This window comes from Streptomyces sp. NPDC033174 (genome assembly GCF_055577795.1).
Window position 1 is genome coordinate 627,665 of record NZ_JBVIPQ010000005.1, and the last position, 16,903, is coordinate 644,567.

The following is a 16,903-nucleotide window of genomic DNA, read 5'->3' on the forward strand; positions in this document are numbered from 1 at the left end:
AACCCCCGCACACCATCTGGGAGTTCGGCATGGACCGACGGAGCTTCAACCGACGCCTGCTGACCGGGAGCGCGGTCGCCGTGACGGGCGTGACATCGTTGTCGCTCGCGGCCGCGCCCGACGCGGCGTCAGCGGCGCCCGCCGAGACCCCGCCGCCGACGGCCCCTGCGGGCGGCCAGGTGCGCCATATGAAGATGTACGCCGAGAAACTGGCGGACGGTCAGATGGGGTACGGACTGGAGAAGGGCAAGGCGTCGATCCCCGGCCCGGTGATCGAGCTCATCGAGGGCGACACCCTCCACATCGAGTTCGAGAACACCATGGACGTCCCGGCCAGCCTCCATGTCCACGGAGTGGACTACGACGTGGCCAGCGACGGCACCCGGATGAACAAGAGCCATGTGGAACCCGGCGGGACCCGTACGTACACCTGGCGCACACATGCCCCGGGCCGCCGCAAGGACGGCACCTGGCGCCCGGGCAGCGCCGGTTACTGGCATTACCACGACCATGTCGTGGGCACGGACCACGGCACCGGCGGCATCCGGAAAGGCATGTACGGACCCGTGGTCGTGCGGCGGAAGGGGGACGTCCTCCCCGACAAGCAGTTCACCATCGTCTTCAACGACATGACGATCAACAACAAGCCGGGCCACCAGAGTCCGGACTTCCGGGCGACGGTGGGGGAGCGCGTCGAGATCGTGATGATCACGCACGGCGAGTACTACCACACGTTCCATATGCACGGTCACCGCTGGGCGGACAACCGCACGGGCCTCCTGACCGGCCCGGACGACCCCAGCCGGATCATCGACAACAAGATCACCGGCCCGGCCGACTCCTTCGGTTTCCAGATCATCGCGGGCGAGCACGTGGGCGCGGGGGCGTGGATGTACCACTGCCATGTCCAGAGTCACTCGGACATGGGTATGGCGGGCCTGTTCCTGGTGGCCAAGGCGGACGGCACCATCCCCGGATACGAGCCGCACCATGTGACGGCGAAGCCGTCGGCCGCCGCGCCCGGCGCGCACGTGCACTGACCGACGTGCAGGGTCACCCTCCGGTGACCAAGTGCGGTATCACCTGCCGGCCGGCAGTCACCACTGTGTGCGGCCCTCACCACTCCGTGCGGCCGACGCCCATCCCCGCACCGCAGTTGATCCAGCGGATGACGGCGGAGACCGAGGTCGTGTCCAGCAGCGACAGCGCGTCGATCGCCGAGGCGTCCCCCGCGCCGGGCGGGATCCCCGCCGCCGTCAGCGCCGCGTGCAGGTCGACGCGGCGCTGGTCGGCCGGCGCCAGCGTGTACGAGAGCCGGGTGCTGGCGTCGGGCGCCGGCAGCAGGAAGTCGTCCAGCTCGTCGGTGTAGCGCCACTCGCTGATCTCGGTGTGCATCATGAGGACCTCCAGGGGGAGTTGATGTCACCGGAGAGGCGCGGACGGCCCCGGCCGGTTCCGCCCTCCTTCGCACACCACCGGATCGCAGCAATCCTGTGGTTGTCGCACGGCCGGGACCCGGCCGTGCGTCGGCACCCGCCGCGACCGCGTGGTACCGGCCCCGCCCTATGCCGTGGGATCACCACTGATGTCGAGCACCGACCACTCTCCGGTCGTCTCGTCCTGGATGTACACGCGGGGGCCGCGGCAGACCCGCCGGTGGCGCCGGAGCGGGCTCCCGTCCTCGTGGACCAGGAGCCCCTCGGCCACCGGCACCGCCGCGTCCTGCGTCAGCCGGCACTCGGTGAGCGCGCCGAACGTACGGCCTCCCACGAAGACGATCCGGTCGCCGTGCACGGCGAGTCCATGTGCGCTCCGGACCGGCGACGTCCGGGTCCGTACCTCGTCGCCGACGATCTCCAGCAGGGGAAACTCGTGGTAGGGGCAGGCCCATGCCACGCCCTTGCCGACATTGAGGGCGTAGATGTCGCTGATTCCCCCGGTGCCCGGGGCGGGCGCGTACCTCCACAGTGCCTCGCCGGTGCTGCTCCACCGTCGCAGCCCCGGCCAACTGAGCGGATCGTGGCCGAAGACGCCCTCGTCGAAGTAACCCGCCCACAGGTCCCCGGACTCGTCGGCGAGCAGATACTCGATGCCGTCCCCGACGCGGAACATCCACGACGGGCGCCCCAGGGCGTCGAACACCTGCACATGCTGTTCGTCGGGCGCACTGCGGGCGTCGGCCAGCACGAAGCCGCCGTCCGGCAGGGCGTCGATGCGGGGAGAGCGCGGGCCGACCGCGCTGAGCCGCGTCTCCTGCGTGTCGCCGTCGTCGACCGTCACCACCACGGCGTCGTACGGTGCGTGCTCCGGCGCCACGCGGCCGCCGAAGGGGCGGTTGTCGTACCACTCGGAGCGGACCATGATCCGCGGGTCGGCGAGCAGCCAGTGCACGCGTCCGTACGCGTCGACCGTGCTCGTGATGATCCGCAACGTCCGGTAGCCACGCGGCGGGAGGGCGTACGGGGTCAGGGGTGTGGGCTTCACGCTGGGCTTCATGCTGCTCCTGGAGAACTCGGCGGGGGCTGGACGGATCCGTGGGTGTTCCCGGGATCCGGCGGCGCGTTGGCCGAGGGGGGCAGTGAGTGGCGCCTACGCGGCATGAGCCTTTCTGGTCGTCATGAGGTCGATCTTGACCGAGACGGCGGATCGGACGCAAGGGTTCTGATGCGCCCCGGGATGATCCGGCTCGGACGTAAGGGCTCCTGATGCGCCCCGAGGTGATCCGGAGCAGACTCGGGAGCGCACCCAGGGACCCGTCGAAGGAGCGTCCGTGCTCACCTCCCCCTTTGCCACCGGCTCCCCGAACTGGCTCGACCTCGCGACCCCCGACCTCGAGGGGGCCGAGGCCTTCTACCGGGGCGTCCTCGGCTGGGACTTCCGGTCGGCGGGCCCGGAGACAGGCGGGTACGGCATGTTCCAGCTCGACGGCAGGACCGTCGCCGGCGGGATGACCGTGGCGCCGGAGCAGGGACCACCGGCCTGGACGCTCTACTTCAAGACGTCCGACGCCGACGCCACCGCGGCGGCCGTCCGGGCGGCCGGCGGTGCGGTCGCCCTCGAACCCATGGGTGTCTTCGACATGGGGCGCACGGCCGTCTTCACCGACCCCGAGGGCGTCGGCTTCGCGGTCTGGCAACCCGGTACGAACGAGGGCCTCGACACGGTCAACGCCCCGGGCTCCCTCTGCTGGGTCGAGCTGTACACCCCGGACCCCGAGGCCGCGATCGCCTTCTACAGGTCCGTCTTCGGTACGGAGACCACCACGACCGAGGTGCCCGACGACGCCGACGCCTACACGATGCTCAACCCCGCCGGGCAGGGCGCGGAGGCCATGTTCGGCGGGGTCGTGCCCCTGGACGCCGACCCGATCGAGGCGGCCGACGGTCCCTCGTGGCTGCCGTACTTCGAGGTGGAGGACGTGGACCGGGTCGTCGCCGAGGCCGAGCGGCTCGGCGGTTCGGTCCGGCTCGCGCCGCTGGACATGGACGGCGTGGGCCGGATCGCCAAGCTCACCGACCCGTACGGCGCGCGATTCGCGGTGATCAGGACCGCCCCCAGGGAGGACTGAGGGCGGGGCGGGACACGGGGCGTGGGACTCAGGACGAGGGGATGCGGGGCGGGTCAGGCCCGGTTGTCGCGCCTCAGCTGGTGCCGCTCCTTCTCGGAGAGGCCGCCCCACACACCGAAACGCTCGTCGTTGGCGAGCGCGTACTCCAGGCAGGCCACCCGTCCGTCGCAGGCGCCGCAGAGCTGTTTGGCCTCACGCGTGGAGGCTCCGGGGGCGGGGAAGAAGAACTCGGGCCCGGCCTGCGCGCACAGCGCGTCCTCCTGCCAGGACAGTTCGGGGTCGGCGTGGATGGTGGTGTCGATCTGCATGCGGGACACGCTGCCCGGCGCCCATAAACGGGCCGTCAACGAACCATCAACGCGGGTCACAGCAGCACCTCCAGAAGGCGGCTCGGTCGCGGCGGTGCGCTGCTCCGGGCCGAGGGGTCCTCGAAGGCCACGGTCTGCCCGATGCCGAGCAGGATGTCGGTGTAGGCGTCGGCGAGGGCCAGTTCGGTCGTGGTCAGGTCGATGACGACGACATGGGAGCCGTGGGGCCGGGCGATGGCCAGCCTGGCCTGGAAGACGTCCCGCCCGGCGGCGGGCAGGCCGGCGGCGCGCAGGAGGTCCTCGGGCGGCGCGGGCAGCACATAGGTGGCGAGCGCGGCCGGGCGTCCGCAGGCGAGCGTGACGAGTTCACGGGTCCGTACGGCGCCCATCGCGTCGGTCGCCATCCCCAGAGCACACCGGGCCGCCGCGGCGTTGGCGTGCGGGGAGCCGGTGTCGAAGTCGGAGAGGCACACGACCGACACGCAGATCCCGCCCCCGCCCCCGCCCCCGCCCTCGCCGACGCCGCTGTCGCCGCTGTCGTGCAGGCCGACGGCGGCGTGCATGACGTCATGGCCGGCGAGGCCCCCGAGGAGGCTCAGCAGGGTGCGGGCCTCACCGAGCCCGGCCACGGTGGCCTCATCGGCCTCATCGGCCTCATCGGGCTCGGTGCCGGTGTGGGCGCGGGCATGGACGTCGGTGTCGAGGTCGAGGTCGAGGTCGACGTACCCCGGCGGCAGCCGGAACCAGAAGTCGTTCATGGAGTCCCCTAGCGTGCGGCGCGGACCCACGCCCGCGCCGCGCTCGTGAGATTCGGGCCGTCGGACCCCGCGAGCCGGGCGCCGTCGACGGCGCTCGCCGTGTTCCGTGCGGTCTCGTTCTTCTCCGAGGTGACCAGCCCGGTTCCGGAGGTGGCGACTCCGGTGGCCGAGGCGCCGACGAGGACGGGCCGCTCGGCGCGAGGCCCCGTCCGGCGCACCACCCAGTCAGTCAGCGGCTTCGGAGCGTCGTCGATGTGTCGCATCGCCGTTCCGGAGCCGGTGGCGAACGTCCCGGCTCCGCTGCGGAGCCCCGCCGCCACGCCCTCGCCCGTGGCGCGGCCGGTCCGGACGGCCGCCGCCATGCCCCTGGCCCCCTGGGCGACCGCGCCCACGCCCGGCAGGGCGCCGACGGCGTCTCCGGCGAGAGTGACGGTCGCTCCCCAGAACTTCGCGTCGAGCCGGCCGTCGACCAGTCCGCCCTTGAGGGCGGCCCGCAGCTTGGGATCGCTCGCGTGCGCGACGAACGCCGCGAGGCTCAGACCGGCGGCGAGGAAAAGTACGGGTACCAGGAGAGGGCCGGAGAGCAGGACCGCGGCCAGACCGGCCACGGCGGACAGGAAGCTGAGGCCGTCCCCCAGATCCCCGTCCACCCAGTCCAGCAGTCCGCCGGCCCGTCCCGACTCCTTCGGCGCCAGCCGGTCCGTCGCCTCGCTCAGGGACTTCGCGACGCGCCCGGCCTCCACCCGGTGGGTCTCCTCCAGCTCGCGGGCCAGCCGCCGCACGCCTTCGAGTGCCGCCCTCGCCCGGGTCACCCCGTCCGCCGCCGCCGTGAGATCGGCGGCCGAGACGCCGGGCGTGCCGCGCACCGTGGTGTCCGTGGCTTCGGCCTCGCGGACGGCGGCAGCTTCGAGGGCCGCCCGCGTTTCGTACGCCCGCGCCGTGGCCTGGTAGCCCACCAGGTCGTCGTGCCACGCGCCCAGCCGGGCAGCCGCCTTGGACAGCGAGTGGTGGGCGTTCTTCAGATAACGGGGCAGCTCGCCGTCGAGGGCTTCACGGAAGGCGTCGGCGGCCTCGCCCTGCCAGTACGAGGATTCGCCGAGGAGCTGGGCCACCAGGCGGTGGGCGGTGCCGAGAGAGGTGGCCGAAGCGGTGAGTTTGGCGCGCAGGGCGGCGATCTCGGCGGGGCTGCCGGGGGCGGGGTCCCAGCCCAGGTGGGGGTAGGGGGCCTCAGTCACGCCGGACTCCTCCGTCGTGCCGGGCGCCGCCGTCGTGCGGGCCGCCGCTGTCGTGGCCGCGGTCGCCGACGTCGTGAGGAGTGACCGCCCGGAACGCCGCCTCGATCGAGCGGTTGAGCTGGACGTACCCCTCGTGGCTGAGGTGGACGCCCTCGCGCACGGCCTTGATGCGGGCGCCCAGCTGCTCCGCGCCGTACTTCCAGCGCTTCTGGAAGCCGTCGCAGGCCTCGTCGAGCTCGGCAGTGCCCAGCTGGCCGGCGCGGGCGTGCTCCAGCGCGCGTCTCGCCTCGGTGAGCGAGGCGAGGGATTCCCCGAGGGCGCGGGAGAACCGGCCCAGTTGATCGGTGTCCACCTGGAGATCGCGATGCATGGCGGACCACACTTGCAGATCATCGCCAAAGCGGAGAAATGCGATCACTCGGCCGGGTGGCGGGGGCTTCGGGCGCTGACACCCGGGCGCCCGTCACGCCCGGGTCGTCATCTCGTGCGGTGGTGGCTCAGCCGGCCGCGCGCGCCGCCAGGCGGGCCTTGCGCGCCGCGAGCTTCGCGTCGAACTTGCTCGCCTCCGAGTCGAGCCCGCCCATGTACAGGCCGAGCTCCTCCTGCGCCTTGAGACCCTGCGGGCCCAGCCCGCCGATCTCCAGCACCTTCAGGAAGCGCAGCACCGGCTGCAGGACGTCGTCGTGGTGGATGCGCAGGTTGTAGATCTCGCCGATCGCCATCTGCGCGGCTGCCCGCTCGAAGCCCGGCATGCCGTGCCCGGGCATGCGGAACTCGACGACCACGTCCCGTACCGCCTGCATCGTGAGGTCCGGGGCGAGCTCGAAGGCCGCGCCCAGCAGGTTGCGGTAGAAGACCATGTGCAGGTTCTCGTCGGTCGCGATGCGGGCGAGCATCCGGTCGCAGACGGGGTCACCGGACTGGTGGCCGGTGTTGCGGTGCGAGATGCGGGTCGCCAGCTCCTGGAAGGCGACGTACGCGATCGAGTGCAGCATCGAGTGCCGGTTGTCCGACTCGAAGCCCTCACTCATGTGCGCCATGCGGAACTGCTCGAGCTTGTCGGGGTCGACCGCGCGCGAGGCGAGGAGGTAGTCGCGCATCACGATGCCGTGGCGGCCCTCCTCGGCGGTCCAGCGGTGCACCCAGGTGCCCCAGGCGCCCTCGCGGCCGAAGAGGGTGGCGATCTCGTGGTGGTAGCTGGGGAGGTTGTCCTCGGTGAGGAGGTTGACCACCAGGGCGATCTTGCCGATGTCGGTGACCTTGGACTGCGAGGGGTCCCAGGCTTCACCGTCCTCGAAGAAACCGGGGAAGTTGCGGCCGTCGGACCACGGCACGTACTCGTGCGGCATCCAGTCCTTGGTGACCTTGAGATGGCGGTTGAGTTCCTTCTCCACCACCTCCTCCAGCGCGAACAGCAGTCGGGCGTCTGTCCACGCTTCCGAACTGCCGAGGTGGGGAGAGGCGAGCGTCACGGGGGCTCCAGGGGGACGGGGACAAGCGGAAATACCTACGGCTTCGTAGGTTACGAGACCGTAGGTTAAGGGGACGATAAGGGGTCGGCCAAGCCCTCTCAGCTTGATGTCCGGTTACGTTCCGTTATGCGTGCAGCTCACGGACGCGCACGGAGAGGCAGGTCACGCAGCCTTCGAGCTTCTCGAACTCCTCGATGTCGACCACGACGGGGTCGTATCCCAGATCCGCGAAGAGCTCCGCCGACTTGGGCGCGCTCGCCGCCATGAGGAGCTTCCCGCCGCCCAGCAGGACGACGTGGGACCCCGCCGCCTCCGGAACGGGCAGGAAGCGGGGGAACAGCGACGGCTGGTCGACGAGCGGCTCATGACCGATGACCGTGCCGTCCGGCAGCGCCGTCACGGCCGACTTCAGGTGCAGGACCCGGCTCACCGGTACGGAGACGACCCGGGCGCCCAGGGGCTCGAACGCGGCCCGCAGCTGACGTGCGCCTTCCGCGTTCGTCCGCCCGCCGCGCCCCACGTACACGGTGTCGCCGATCTTGAGAATGTCGCCGCCGTCGAGGGTGCCCGGCGCCCTGACCCGGTTCACCGAGCAGCCGAGCGCGGTCAGGGCCTCCTCGACGGCCGGCGTCTCCGCTCTGCGGGAGGGGGCGCCGAGGCGGGCGATCAGGGCGACGTTCCGGAACATCACAACGGCGTCCTCGACGAACACCGCGTCCGGGCAGTCGTCGGCAGGGTCCACCTCGACCGTCCGCCAGCCGTGCGCGCGCAGCGCCGCGGTGTACGCGTCCCACTGCGCGAGCGCGCGGGCCGGATCGGCTGGGGAACGCTCGATGTGCGTCACCAGTCCCTCGGCGAGGCGCGGGCCGGGGCGCCGGATCAGAGCGATTGAGCTGGGCACGTTCGTCCACCTCCTGAAGTCCCCGGATCGGCCGGGGTTCCCGGGTTGTCTGCTGCCCAGGCCCGGGCCGCCCATTCCGGGCCGGCCCCCTCAGGCCGTCGCGTACCCCTCTCGCACCTCCTCCGCCGACGTGGGGCGCAGTGCGCCGTCGAGCAGCAGCCACCGGGTGATACCCAAGGACTCCAGGAACGGCACATCGTGACTCGCCACGATCAGCGCGCCCTCGTACGCCTCCAGGGCCGCGGTGAGCTTCCGGACGCTCGCCATGTCGAGGTTGTTCGTCGGCTCGTCCAGCATCAGGAGCTGCGGCGCCGGCTCGGCGAGCAGCAGGGCGGCGAGCGCGGCACGGAAACGCTCCCCGCCCGACAGTGTCCCGGCCGGCTGATCCGCGCGCGCCCCCTTGAAGAGGAACCGCGCCAGCCGCGCCCTGATCGCGTTGGCGGTCGCCTCCGGCGCGAACCGGGCGACGTTCTCCACCACGCTCAGGTCGTCGTCCAGCACATCGAGCCGCTGGGGAAGGAAGCGCAGTGGGACGTGCGCGACCGCTTCGCCCGCGACGGGCTCCATGTCGCCGGCGATCGTGCGCAGCAGTGTCGTCTTGCCCGCTCCGTTCCGCCCGACGAGCGCGATCCGCTCGGGGCCGCGCAGTTCCAACTCGCCGCGTACGGTGGCTCCGTAGCGCAGTTCGAGGTCCTTCAGCAGCAGGACGCCCCGCCCCGGGTGCACGGTGGTGTACGGCAGCTCGATGCGGATCTCGTCGTCGTCGCGCACCGCCTCCACCGCCTCGCCGAGGCGCTCCCTGGCTTCGGCGAGCCGCTCGGTGTGCAGGGCGCGGTGCTTGCCGGCCGACACCTGCGCGTCGCTCTTGCGGCCGTTGGCGACGATCTTGGGTACGACCTTGTTGTCGAAGCTCTTCTGCGCGTAGCGCTTGCGACGGGCCAACTTCATCTGCGCCTCCGACAGTTCGCGCTTCTGGCGCTGCACATCGGCCTCGGCGACCCGCACCATGCGTTCGGCCGCCTCCTGTTCGGCGGCGAGGGCCCGCTCGTACGCGGAGAACGAGCCGCCGTACCACGTCACCTCGCCGTCGCGCAGATCGGCGATCTGATCGACGCGTTCCAGCAGATCGCGGTCGTGGCTGACCACGACGAGTACGCCGGACCAGGCCTCCACCGCCGCGTACAGCCGCCGACGGGCGTACAGGTCAAGGTTGTTGGTGGGCTCGTCGAGCAACAGCACATCCGGGCGGGCCAGCAGCAGAGCGGCCAGTCGCAGCAGGACCGACTCGCCCCCCGACACCTCGCCGATGGAGCGGTCGAGGCCGATGTGTCCGAGTCCGAGCTGGTCGAGCGCGGCCAGGGCCCGCTCCTCCACGTCCCAGTCGTCGCCGACGGTGGTGAAGTGGCTCTCGCGGACATCGCCCGCCTCGATGGCGTGCAGTGCCGCGCGGGTCGCCGCGATTCCGAGGACCTGGTCGACCCGCAGTGTGGTGTCGAGTACCAGGTTCTGTGGCAGATGTCCGACCTCGCCCGCCGTGCGGACCGTACCGCCGGTCGGGGTGAGCTCTCCGGCGATCAGCTTCAACAGGGTCGACTTGCCGGATCCGTTGAGGCCGACGAGTCCGGTCCTGCCGGGGCCGACCGCGAGCCGGAAGCCGTCGAGGACCTCACTGCCGTCGGGCCAGGAGAAGGAGAGGTCGGAGCAGGTGATGAAGGTGGGGTGGGTTGACATACGGGTCTCCCGGTTGCTGATGAGGGCTGGGGCAACGGGTGAGACACCGGGCGACCGGTCGGGGAGTAGCGGGAACGGCTCGTACGCCGAGGTCGCACGGCACACACAGCGGCACGAGGGGCGGCTGCGCGGCACGGTGTCTCAGACCTCAGACGAGCAACGTCCTACTCCGATCCGACGACAACAGGGCAACGAGGAGGACGGTACGCCGGGGGCCGAGCGGGAAGCCAGCGAATTAAGTGGAGCGGGAAGCCGGCGCATTAAGGGGAGCGGGAAGCCGGCAGTCAAGGGGACACCGGCCGGCGCGTCACCGCGCGTCGCGCAGCAGCTCCGCCAGATCGTGGTCCAGATCCAGATAGTGGTGCTCGCGTCCCGACGGCACGAGGTGCTGGGCGCGCTCGAGGAAATCGCGCACCTCGGACGTGCGGATGTGGACCATGGCCACTCCCTCGGGCGCGTGGAACTCCAGGACCGTGCGGTCGTAGCCGTACGGCCGTACCCGTACGTCCCCGACGCCCGCCGGCCCGTCCATGCCCGCCGCCAGCAGCTCACGGGAGAACGCCCACGCCACCTCGACGCCCTCCAGCGTCGCCGGCGGCGGGAAGGCCATGCTCACCGCGAACGGATCCTCGCGGTCGTACCGCAACGTGGCGTAGACGGTCTCCATCCGGGGAGCGGATGCGACCAGGCGGGCCTGCACGGCCTGCTCGATGACGATGGACACGGCCTGCTCCTCGCGCGCGGCTTCGGCTGACGCCTCCCTGTACAGGGTGGAGGACGACGAAATGAGTCGCGGCGTGCATTGGAGAGGAGCGTGACCTGTGTCACCGCCATCGTTGTCATCGCGGCGCCGGGGGCGAGGGCGGGCGCGTCGGCTCCGGCCAGGGCCCGGGGGAGGCACCCTGGACGGGCCCTTCCCCGTGGACTAGCTTCCGGCGCCATGACGTCCAAGGGGAAGACGAGACGAATGATGTCGCTGGGACTGTGCGGGGTGGCGCTCGCCGCGGCCCTCGCGGCCACTCCCGCGCAAGCCGAGGGAAGCGCGCCGACCGGCACGCGGCCGGGCTGGAAGCTGACCGACACGGGTACCGACGCGCGCTTCCGGGGGCTCGCCGCCGTCGACCGCGAGAGCGCCTGGGTCGCCGGATCGAAGGGCACGGTACTGCGGACCTCCGACGGGGGCCGGACCTGGCGCGACGTGTCCCCGGCCGGTGCGGCGGACCTGGAGTTCCGTGACATCGAGGCGTTCGACACGAGGCGGGCCGTGGTCCTTGCCATCGGGGAGGGCGAGGCGTCGCGGCTCCTGCGCACCGAGGACGGCGGTGAGACCTGGACCGAGGCCTTCCGCAACACCGATCCGAAGGCCTTCTACGACTGCGTGACGTTCTTCGACCGCCGCCACGGGCTGGCGATGAGCGACCCGGTCGACGGCAAGTACCGCATCCTGTCCACCGGCGACGGCGGAAAGTCGTGGAAGGTGCTGCCGAGCGCGGGGATGCCCGACGCGCAGCCCGGCGAGGCGGGGTTCGCGGCGAGCGGGCAGTGCCTGGTGAGTTCCGGCCCGAAGGACGTCTGGCTGGCGACCGGCGGCGGCGCGACCGCCCGGGTCCTGCACTCCTCGGACCGGGGCCTGCACTGGACCGCCGCCGACGCGGGCATCCCGGCCGGCGACCCGGCCCGCGGGGTCTTCGCCCTCGCCTTCCGGGACCGGGGCCACGGTATCGCGGTCGGCGGCGACTACCGCAAGGACCAGCCGTCCCCGCACGCCGGATCGGTGAGCCGGGACGGCGGCCGCACCTGGCAGCCGGCCACCACGCCGCCGCCCGCCTACCGTTCGGGCGTCGCATGGCTGCCGCACACCCGGGCCGCCGCGCTCGCCGTCGGTCCCAGCGGGACCGACCTGACCACCGACGGCGGCCGTACGTGGCGGACGGTCGACACCGGCTCGTACGACACGGTCGACTGCGCGGCCGACTTCGGGTGCTGGGCGTCGGGGGAGCGGGGAAGGGTCGCGCGCCTGACACTCAAGGCGTCTTCGTGATCACGCGGTCCGTCGTTCCGGCCCGTGCGGCGCTCTAACCGGGCAGCTGCTCGCGGTACGGGGCGAGCTCCGGCGCGGTCTTGGTCGCGTAGAACTCGGTGATCCGGTACGCGCACACGCCGCCGACGGTGAAGGGGTCGGCCGCCGTGATCTTCTCGATCCGCGCGCGGTCGTCCCCGACGGCCAGGATCACGCCGCCGTCCCGCGGGTTCTTCCGCCCCGAGGCGATGAACACGCCCTCGGCGTACTGCGCGTCCAGCCACTCGACATGGGCGGCGAGCAGCTCGTCGACCTGCTCGACGGGGGCGGTGTAGGTCAATTCCAGTACGAACATGATCGGCAGGTTACCGGGCGGGCAGCGATCCGATCGGGCCGGTCCGCAGGGTGGGCCCGGCCGTAAGCTGGCCATCACCATGACGATCATCGAAACTCCCGCGGGCTGGCCGGCCGACGAGGCGACCGCGCGACGCATACAGGACGAACTGCGCGAACGAGTCGTCCTCGACGAGCCCGGCCCGGCGCCCGGCACCGGAGTGGTGACCGGCGTCGACGTGGCGTACGACGACGAGCGGGACGTCGTCGCCGCGGCCGCCGTCGTCCTCGACGCCCGGACGCTCGACGTGGTCGAGGAAGCCACCGCCGTCGGCCGCATCTCCTTCCCCTATGTCCCGGGGCTGCTCGCCTTCCGGGAGATCCCGACCGTGCTCGCCGCGCTGGAGTCACTGACCACGGACCCCGGCCTCGTCGTCTGCGACGGCTACGGCCGCGCCCACCCGCGCCGCTTCGGCCTCGCCAGCCACCTCGGTGTCCTCACCGACCTGCCCGTCATCGGGGTCGCGAAGAATCCCTTCACCTTCTCCTACGAGCAACCGGGCGAGCGGCGCGGCGACTTCAGCCCCCTCGTCGCCGACGACGCCCAGGGCCGCGAGGCGGTCGGCCGGGCCCTGCGCACCCAGGGCGGCGTCAAGCCCGTCTTCGTCTCCGCGGGCCACCGCGTCACCCTGGAGACGGCCTGCGCCCACACGCTCCTGCTGACTCCCCGCTACCGGCTCCCGCAGACCACACGCCTGGCCGACGCACTGTGCCGCCGGGCGCTGCGGGAGACGACGGGCGCGACCGAGGGCTGACCGGCGCGGGCGAGGCGTCCCACCTCGTCACTCCGTTCCGCAAGCTGAGTACGAGTACGGATACTCCCGGCCGATCAGGGCAGACAGGCTGGGCCCCATGACAACTCCGATGCCTCCGCGCCCCGTTGAGCGCGGCGTCATGACCGTTCTGATCGTGGCCGGGCTCGTCGGGCTCGGCTGGCTGGGGTCCATGGCCTACACCATCGCCGTCTGGGCCGCGGCCCTGTGACCGGTGCCCGGGGCCGTGCTGAAAGGATCCGGGGAGGCCCGGAAGGAGCCGGCCGTCCGGCGGGTCCGGGAGGCCCAGTGAGAGGGAGCGGCGCATGATCGGCAGCCTGCAGTGTGTGGTCCTGGACTGTGCCGACGTTCAGGTACTCGCCCGGTTCTATCGGGGGCTGCTCGGCGGAGAGGTGAACCGCCCCGATCCCCAGTGGGCCGTCGGCGAGGGCTGGGCGACGCTGCACCCGGACGCGGGGCCGGTGCTGGCGTTCCAGCGGGTGGAGGATCACCGGCCGCCGGTCCACGGGGAGCCGTCACGGCCCCAGCAGTTTCATCTGGACGTCCGCGTCGACGACTTGGAGCGGGCCCAGCGCGAAGTGGTCACCCTGGGTGCTGCGTTGCTCGACGACGGGGGCGGCACGCGGAGCTGGCGTGTCTACGCCGACCCCGCGGGCCACCCCTTCTGTCTCGTACGCCACTGACGCGGAGGACTCAGCGCGCGTCCGCGACCCGGAAGCGGATGCCCGCCGCCCGCAGCCGCTCCAGCAGTGCGTCGCCCATCGCGACGGCCGTGGTGACCTGGCCGGCGGTCTTGGGCAGGTCGTCGAAGGCGAGGCTGAGCGCCGACTCGGCGAGCATCTTCGCCGTCTCGTCGTAGCCCGGATCGCCGCCCGACACCTCCGTGAAGACCCGGCGCCCGCCTCCCTCGCCGACGAAGCGCAGGGAGAACCAGCTGCGCTTCCTGCGCTCCTCGCTCGGCCCCTGCCCCGGCTCGTAACGGTCCATCAGCCACGTGCGCAGCGGCGCGAGTTGGGCGAGCACCACGCCCGCGCCCGCGGCTGCCGCGCCGCCGAGTGCCATCGGGAGCGTCCGCACCGACGCGTAGTGGCGGTAGCGGAAGTCCGGACCGTACCGGCCGAGCGCGGCCGCCGAGCGTGCCACGACCTGCGGGTCTAGCACCGGCAGCGGCAGGGCCCAGGTGCCGGTCTCCCGGCTGAAGTGCGGGGTGCCCAGTGGAGCCCGGGCCCGGCGCCCCACCAGCCGGGGCTCGTGCAGCCGGCGCTCGTGGGCGGCCCGCAGTATCTGCCGCCCGCGCCCCATCGCGGTCAGCGCGGAGGCGAACGTGCCGCCGGAGAAGACCGCGCCCGCGCGTACGAAGCCCTCGGTCCGCAGCGGCACGTCCTGCGGCAGCTGTTGGACGGTGTAGTACACGCCCAGATCGCAGGGGACGGAGTCGAAGCCGCAGGCGTGCACGATCCGGGCGCCGGTCTCCCGGGCGCGTGCGTCGTGCCGTACGTACATCAGGTCGACGAACTCCGCCTCGCCGGTCAGGTCCACATAGTCCGTCCCGGCCTCGGCGCACGCGGAGACCAGGGCGTCGCCGTACCAGACGTACGGCCCCACGGTGGTGGCCACGACCCGGGCCGACTCGGCGATCTCCCGCAGTGAGCCGGGGTCCTGCGCGTCGGCCGTCAGCAGCGGAAGGTCCGCACACCCGGGCCAGGTCGCGGCGAGCCGGTCGCGCAGGCGCTCGAGCTTCTCGGGGCTGCGCCCGGCGAGGGCCCACCGGCACTCGTCCGGAGCATGCGCGGCGAGGTACTCCGCGGTCAGCTCCCCGACGAAACCGGTTGCCCCGAAGAGCACCACGTCGTACGCCCGCCCTGTGTCCATCCAGCCCTCCGCGTTCGCCCCGCGAGCCCGTGGCCCGCTGCCGTCGGAGGCGGAGCCTAGCGGTCGCCCCGGAGCGGGCGTGAGTCACTCCCCGGTCGAGCCGTCGACGCTCTCCCGGAGCAGGTCGGCGTGGCCGTTGTGGCGCGCGTACTCCTTGATCAGGTGGGTGAGGACGTAGCGCAGCGAGTACGGCTCGTCGCCGTGGAGGCCGGTGACGTCGAGGGAGTCGGCCTCCTCCACGGTGGCCCGGGACCGCGCGCACTCCTCGCGCCATATCCGGAACGCCTCCTGCGGATCGGCCCCGTCGACGTCGAACTCGGCGGACGAGCCGGGCTCGGGGCCCGGCCAGTGGGCGGGGGCCATCTCGTCCTTGAAGGTGCGCCGGAACCAGCTCCGCTCCACCTCGGCGAGGTGCCTGACCAGGCCGAGGAGGGAGAGGCCCGACGGCGGGACGGCCCGCCGCGCCAGCTGTTCCGCGCTCAGCCCGGCGCATTTCATGACCAGCGTGGAGCGCTGGAACTCCAGGATCCCGGTCAGGGTGGCGAGCTCGTCGCCGGAGTGCGGGGCTCGGTGCGCGTGTGATCGTGCCGCATCGGCTCATCATGCCGACCTCCGGGCCGCGGGACCGAGAATTCCGGTCCAGGATCAAGCGCTTGCTCGGCCCAGGGGCTTGTGCCGAGTGGAACGTGTTCTTAGCATCGCTGCTGTTACATCAGTAGTGTCACAGTGCTGGGGGCTTGATGGCAGCGACAGGGAACGGTGGCAGCGGCCCGCTGGCCGGAGTGCGCGTGGTCGAGCTGGCGGGCATCGGGCCCGGGCCGTTCGCCGCCATGCTCCTGGCCGATCTCGGCGCCGATGTCGTGCGGGTCGACCGGCCCGGCGGCTCCGGCCTCGGCATCGACCCGGCGTACGACCTCACCAACCGCAACAAGCGGTCCGTGCTGATCGACCTCAAGGGCGACGGCGGGGCCGCGCGCGTCCTCGACCTGGTGGAACGCGCCGACATCCTCATCGAGGGATACCGCCCCGGCGTCGCCGAGCGGCTCGGCGTCGGCCCCGACGCGTGCCTCGCCCGCAACCCCCGGCTGGTCTACGGGCGGATGACCGGCTGGGGCCAGGACGGACCGCTCGCCCAGCGGGCCGGGCACGACATCGCGTACATCGCCATCACCGGCACCCTCTCCATGATCGGCAAGGAGGACGAGCCGCCGACCGTGCCCGCCAATCTCGTCGGGGACTACGCCGGCGGCTCGCTCTACCTGGTCGTCGGTGTGCTCGCCGCCCTCCAGCACGCCCGCGCCCGAGGGGAGGGCCAGGTCGTCGACGCGGCGATCGTCGACGGGGCCGCCCACCTCGCGACCATGATCCACGGCATGATGGCGGCCGGCGGCTGGCAGGACCGGCGCGGAGCCAACCTGCTGGACGGCGGCTGCCCCTTCTACGGGAACTACGAGACCTCCGACGGCCAGTACATGGCGGTCGGGGCGCTGGAGCAGCAGTTCTACGACGAGTTCATCGCCCTGATCGGACTGACGGACGAGGCGCCGGCCCGCAAGGACCTGGGCCGCTGGGAGGAGCTGCGCGCCGCCGTGGCCGCGCGCTTCCGCACCAGGACCCGGGACGAGTGGACCGCCGTGTTCGAGGGCTCGGACGCCTGCGTCGCCCCCGTCCTGTCGCTGAGCGAGGCGCCCGCGCATCCGCATCTCGCCGCCCGCTCGACCTTCGTCGACCACGCCGGTTTCACCCAGCCCGCCCCCGCGCCCCGCTTCTCGGCGACCCCTGCCGCCGTACGGAGCGGACCCGCGCTGCCCGGCGCCGACATGGACGAGGTCGCCCGGGACTGGGACGTCCCGGGCATCGCGCCGTAGAAGG

At 72.2% G+C, this 16,903-nt stretch carries 20 protein-coding genes; 7 read left to right on the forward strand and 13 right to left on the reverse strand.

Going from position 1 to position 16,903, the window contains the following annotated elements; translation table 11 throughout:
• Positions 1-29 precede the first annotated feature (29 nt).
• Positions 30-1,040 carry a multicopper oxidase domain-containing protein gene (locus ACZ5VC_RS19680; protein WP_469121284.1) on the forward strand — a complete coding sequence of 337 codons (1,011 nt, stop codon included), beginning with the start codon at positions 30-32 and terminating at the stop codon, positions 1,038-1,040.
• A 76-nt stretch (positions 1,041-1,116) separates the two neighbouring features.
• On the opposite strand, the gene ACZ5VC_RS19685 is transcribed toward ACZ5VC_RS19680, so the two are convergent.
• Both ACZ5VC_RS19685 and ACZ5VC_RS19690 read right to left on the reverse strand, forming a co-directional pair.
• On the reverse strand, positions 1,117-1,398 hold the full coding sequence (locus ACZ5VC_RS19685) for a hypothetical protein (RefSeq protein ID WP_469121285.1): 282 nt from the start codon (positions 1,396-1,398) through the stop codon (positions 1,117-1,119).
• A gap of 165 nt (positions 1,399-1,563) precedes the next feature.
• Positions 1,564-2,496 (reverse strand): hypothetical protein, encoded by a 933-nt coding sequence (locus ACZ5VC_RS19690; protein WP_469121286.1) that lies wholly within the window; start codon positions 2,494-2,496, stop codon positions 1,564-1,566.
• Positions 2,497-2,770: 274 nt separating this feature from the next.
• Between ACZ5VC_RS19690 and ACZ5VC_RS19695 the strand changes: the two genes are divergently transcribed.
• Positions 2,771-3,568, forward strand: coding sequence for a VOC family protein (locus ACZ5VC_RS19695; RefSeq protein WP_469121287.1), 798 nt, complete (start codon positions 2,771-2,773; stop codon positions 3,566-3,568).
• 53 nt (positions 3,569-3,621) lie between these two features.
• Here ACZ5VC_RS19695 and ACZ5VC_RS19700 read toward each other — a convergent pair whose 3' ends face one another.
• From ACZ5VC_RS19700 to ssgD, 8 genes are all read right to left on the reverse strand, one after another.
• The gene (locus tag ACZ5VC_RS19700; protein WP_469121288.1) at positions 3,622-3,876 is read right to left on the reverse strand and encodes a WhiB family transcriptional regulator; all 255 of its coding nucleotides are present in this window, start codon (positions 3,874-3,876) and stop codon (positions 3,622-3,624) included.
• 56 nt (positions 3,877-3,932) lie between these two features.
• A complete protein-coding gene (locus ACZ5VC_RS19705; protein ID WP_469121289.1) occupies positions 3,933-4,634 on the reverse strand; it encodes a hypothetical protein in 702 nt (233 codons plus the stop codon).
• An 8-nt stretch (positions 4,635-4,642) separates the two neighbouring features.
• Positions 4,643-5,869, reverse strand: a complete 1,227-nt coding sequence (locus tag ACZ5VC_RS19710) for a hypothetical protein (protein WP_469121290.1) — start codon at positions 5,867-5,869, stop codon at positions 4,643-4,645.
• The gene (locus tag ACZ5VC_RS19715) at positions 5,862-6,239 is read right to left on the reverse strand and encodes a hypothetical protein (RefSeq protein WP_469121291.1); all 378 of its coding nucleotides are present in this window, start codon (positions 6,237-6,239) and stop codon (positions 5,862-5,864) included. The genes ACZ5VC_RS19710 and ACZ5VC_RS19715 overlap by 8 nt, the downstream gene beginning before the upstream one ends.
• A 127-nt stretch (positions 6,240-6,366) precedes the next feature.
• Positions 6,367-7,341, reverse strand: a complete 975-nt coding sequence (locus ACZ5VC_RS19720; protein ID WP_469121292.1) for an acyl-ACP desaturase — start codon at positions 7,339-7,341, stop codon at positions 6,367-6,369.
• A gap of 124 nt (positions 7,342-7,465) precedes the next feature.
• Positions 7,466-8,242, reverse strand: coding sequence for a dimethylargininase (gene ddaH, locus ACZ5VC_RS19725; protein ID WP_469121293.1), 777 nt, complete (start codon positions 8,240-8,242; stop codon positions 7,466-7,468).
• A gap of 90 nt (positions 8,243-8,332) precedes the next feature.
• Complete coding sequence (locus tag ACZ5VC_RS19730; RefSeq protein WP_469121294.1) at positions 8,333-9,973, reverse strand: ABC-F family ATP-binding cassette domain-containing protein; 1,641 nt, start codon at positions 9,971-9,973, stop codon at positions 8,333-8,335.
• Between the two features lie 307 nt (positions 9,974-10,280).
• Positions 10,281-10,697: a spore wall synthesis regulator SsgD gene (ssgD, locus tag ACZ5VC_RS19735; RefSeq protein ID WP_469121295.1), complete on the reverse strand. Its 417-nt coding sequence runs from the start codon at positions 10,695-10,697 to the stop codon at positions 10,281-10,283.
• A 216-nt stretch (positions 10,698-10,913) separates the two neighbouring features.
• Between ssgD and ACZ5VC_RS19740 the strand changes: the two genes are divergently transcribed.
• Positions 10,914-12,014, forward strand: coding sequence for a WD40/YVTN/BNR-like repeat-containing protein (locus tag ACZ5VC_RS19740; protein ID WP_469121296.1), 1,101 nt, complete (start codon positions 10,914-10,916; stop codon positions 12,012-12,014).
• A gap of 34 nt (positions 12,015-12,048) precedes the next feature.
• Here the strand turns inward: ACZ5VC_RS19740 and ACZ5VC_RS19745 are convergent, their stop codons facing one another.
• Entirely contained in the window at positions 12,049-12,348 is a 300-nt protein-coding gene (locus ACZ5VC_RS19745; RefSeq protein WP_469121297.1) for a YciI family protein, read from the reverse strand.
• Positions 12,349-12,427: 79 nt separating this feature from the next.
• On the opposite strand from ACZ5VC_RS19745, the gene ACZ5VC_RS19750 reads away from it, so the two are divergent.
• The 3 genes from ACZ5VC_RS19750 (at position 12,428) to ACZ5VC_RS19760 (ending at position 13,842) form a co-directional block, all read left to right on the forward strand.
• On the forward strand, positions 12,428-13,141 hold the full coding sequence (locus ACZ5VC_RS19750) for an endonuclease V (RefSeq protein WP_469121298.1): 714 nt from the start codon (positions 12,428-12,430) through the stop codon (positions 13,139-13,141).
• A gap of 109 nt (positions 13,142-13,250) precedes the next feature.
• Positions 13,251-13,370, forward strand: coding sequence for a morphogenic membrane protein MmpA (gene mmpA, locus ACZ5VC_RS19755; protein ID WP_469121333.1), 120 nt, complete (start codon positions 13,251-13,253; stop codon positions 13,368-13,370).
• A 94-nt stretch (positions 13,371-13,464) separates the two neighbouring features.
• A complete protein-coding gene (locus ACZ5VC_RS19760; protein ID WP_469121299.1) occupies positions 13,465-13,842 on the forward strand; it encodes a VOC family protein in 378 nt (125 codons plus the stop codon).
• Between the two features lie 10 nt (positions 13,843-13,852).
• Here the strand turns inward: ACZ5VC_RS19760 and ACZ5VC_RS19765 are convergent, their stop codons facing one another.
• Positions 13,853-15,031, reverse strand: a complete 1,179-nt coding sequence (locus ACZ5VC_RS19765) for a saccharopine dehydrogenase family protein (protein WP_469121300.1) — start codon at positions 15,029-15,031, stop codon at positions 13,853-13,855.
• Positions 15,032-15,115: 84 nt separating this feature from the next.
• On the reverse strand, positions 15,116-15,568 hold the full coding sequence (locus ACZ5VC_RS19770; protein ID WP_469121334.1) for a DinB family protein: 453 nt from the start codon (positions 15,566-15,568) through the stop codon (positions 15,116-15,118).
• 203 nt (positions 15,569-15,771) lie between these two features.
• On the opposite strand from ACZ5VC_RS19770, the gene ACZ5VC_RS19775 reads away from it, so the two are divergent.
• Positions 15,772-16,899, forward strand: coding sequence for a CaiB/BaiF CoA transferase family protein (locus ACZ5VC_RS19775; RefSeq protein WP_469121301.1), 1,128 nt, complete (start codon positions 15,772-15,774; stop codon positions 16,897-16,899).
• Positions 16,900-16,903 lie beyond the last annotated feature (4 nt).

Coding starts and splice junctions, on each gene's coding strand:
- mmpA (WP_469121333.1), top strand. CDS start 13,251: ATGCCTCCGCGCCCCGTTGAGCGCGGCGTCATGACCGTTCTGATCGTG.
- ACZ5VC_RS19715 (WP_469121291.1), bottom strand. CDS start 6,239: ATGCATCGCGATCTCCAGGTGGACACCGATCAACTGGGCCGGTTCTCC.
- ACZ5VC_RS19705 (WP_469121289.1), bottom strand. CDS start 4,634: ATGAACGACTTCTGGTTCCGGCTGCCGCCGGGGTACGTCGACCTCGAC.
- ACZ5VC_RS19740 (WP_469121296.1), top strand. CDS start 10,914: ATGACGTCCAAGGGGAAGACGAGACGAATGATGTCGCTGGGACTGTGC.
- ACZ5VC_RS19760 (WP_469121299.1), top strand. CDS start 13,465: ATGATCGGCAGCCTGCAGTGTGTGGTCCTGGACTGTGCCGACGTTCAG.
- ACZ5VC_RS19680 (WP_469121284.1), top strand. CDS start 30: ATGGACCGACGGAGCTTCAACCGACGCCTGCTGACCGGGAGCGCGGTC.
- ACZ5VC_RS19730 (WP_469121294.1), bottom strand. CDS start 9,973: ATGTCAACCCACCCCACCTTCATCACCTGCTCCGACCTCTCCTTCTCC.
- ACZ5VC_RS19775 (WP_469121301.1), top strand. CDS start 15,772: ATGGCAGCGACAGGGAACGGTGGCAGCGGCCCGCTGGCCGGAGTGCGC.
- ACZ5VC_RS19765 (WP_469121300.1), bottom strand. CDS start 15,031: ATGGACACAGGGCGGGCGTACGACGTGGTGCTCTTCGGGGCAACCGGT.
- ACZ5VC_RS19685 (WP_469121285.1), bottom strand. CDS start 1,398: ATGATGCACACCGAGATCAGCGAGTGGCGCTACACCGACGAGCTGGAC.
- ACZ5VC_RS19690 (WP_469121286.1), bottom strand. CDS start 2,496: ATGAAGCCCAGCGTGAAGCCCACACCCCTGACCCCGTACGCCCTCCCG.
- ACZ5VC_RS19750 (WP_469121298.1), top strand. CDS start 12,428: ATGACGATCATCGAAACTCCCGCGGGCTGGCCGGCCGACGAGGCGACC.
- ACZ5VC_RS19745 (WP_469121297.1), bottom strand. CDS start 12,348: ATGTTCGTACTGGAATTGACCTACACCGCCCCCGTCGAGCAGGTCGAC.
- ACZ5VC_RS19700 (WP_469121288.1), bottom strand. CDS start 3,876: ATGCAGATCGACACCACCATCCACGCCGACCCCGAACTGTCCTGGCAG.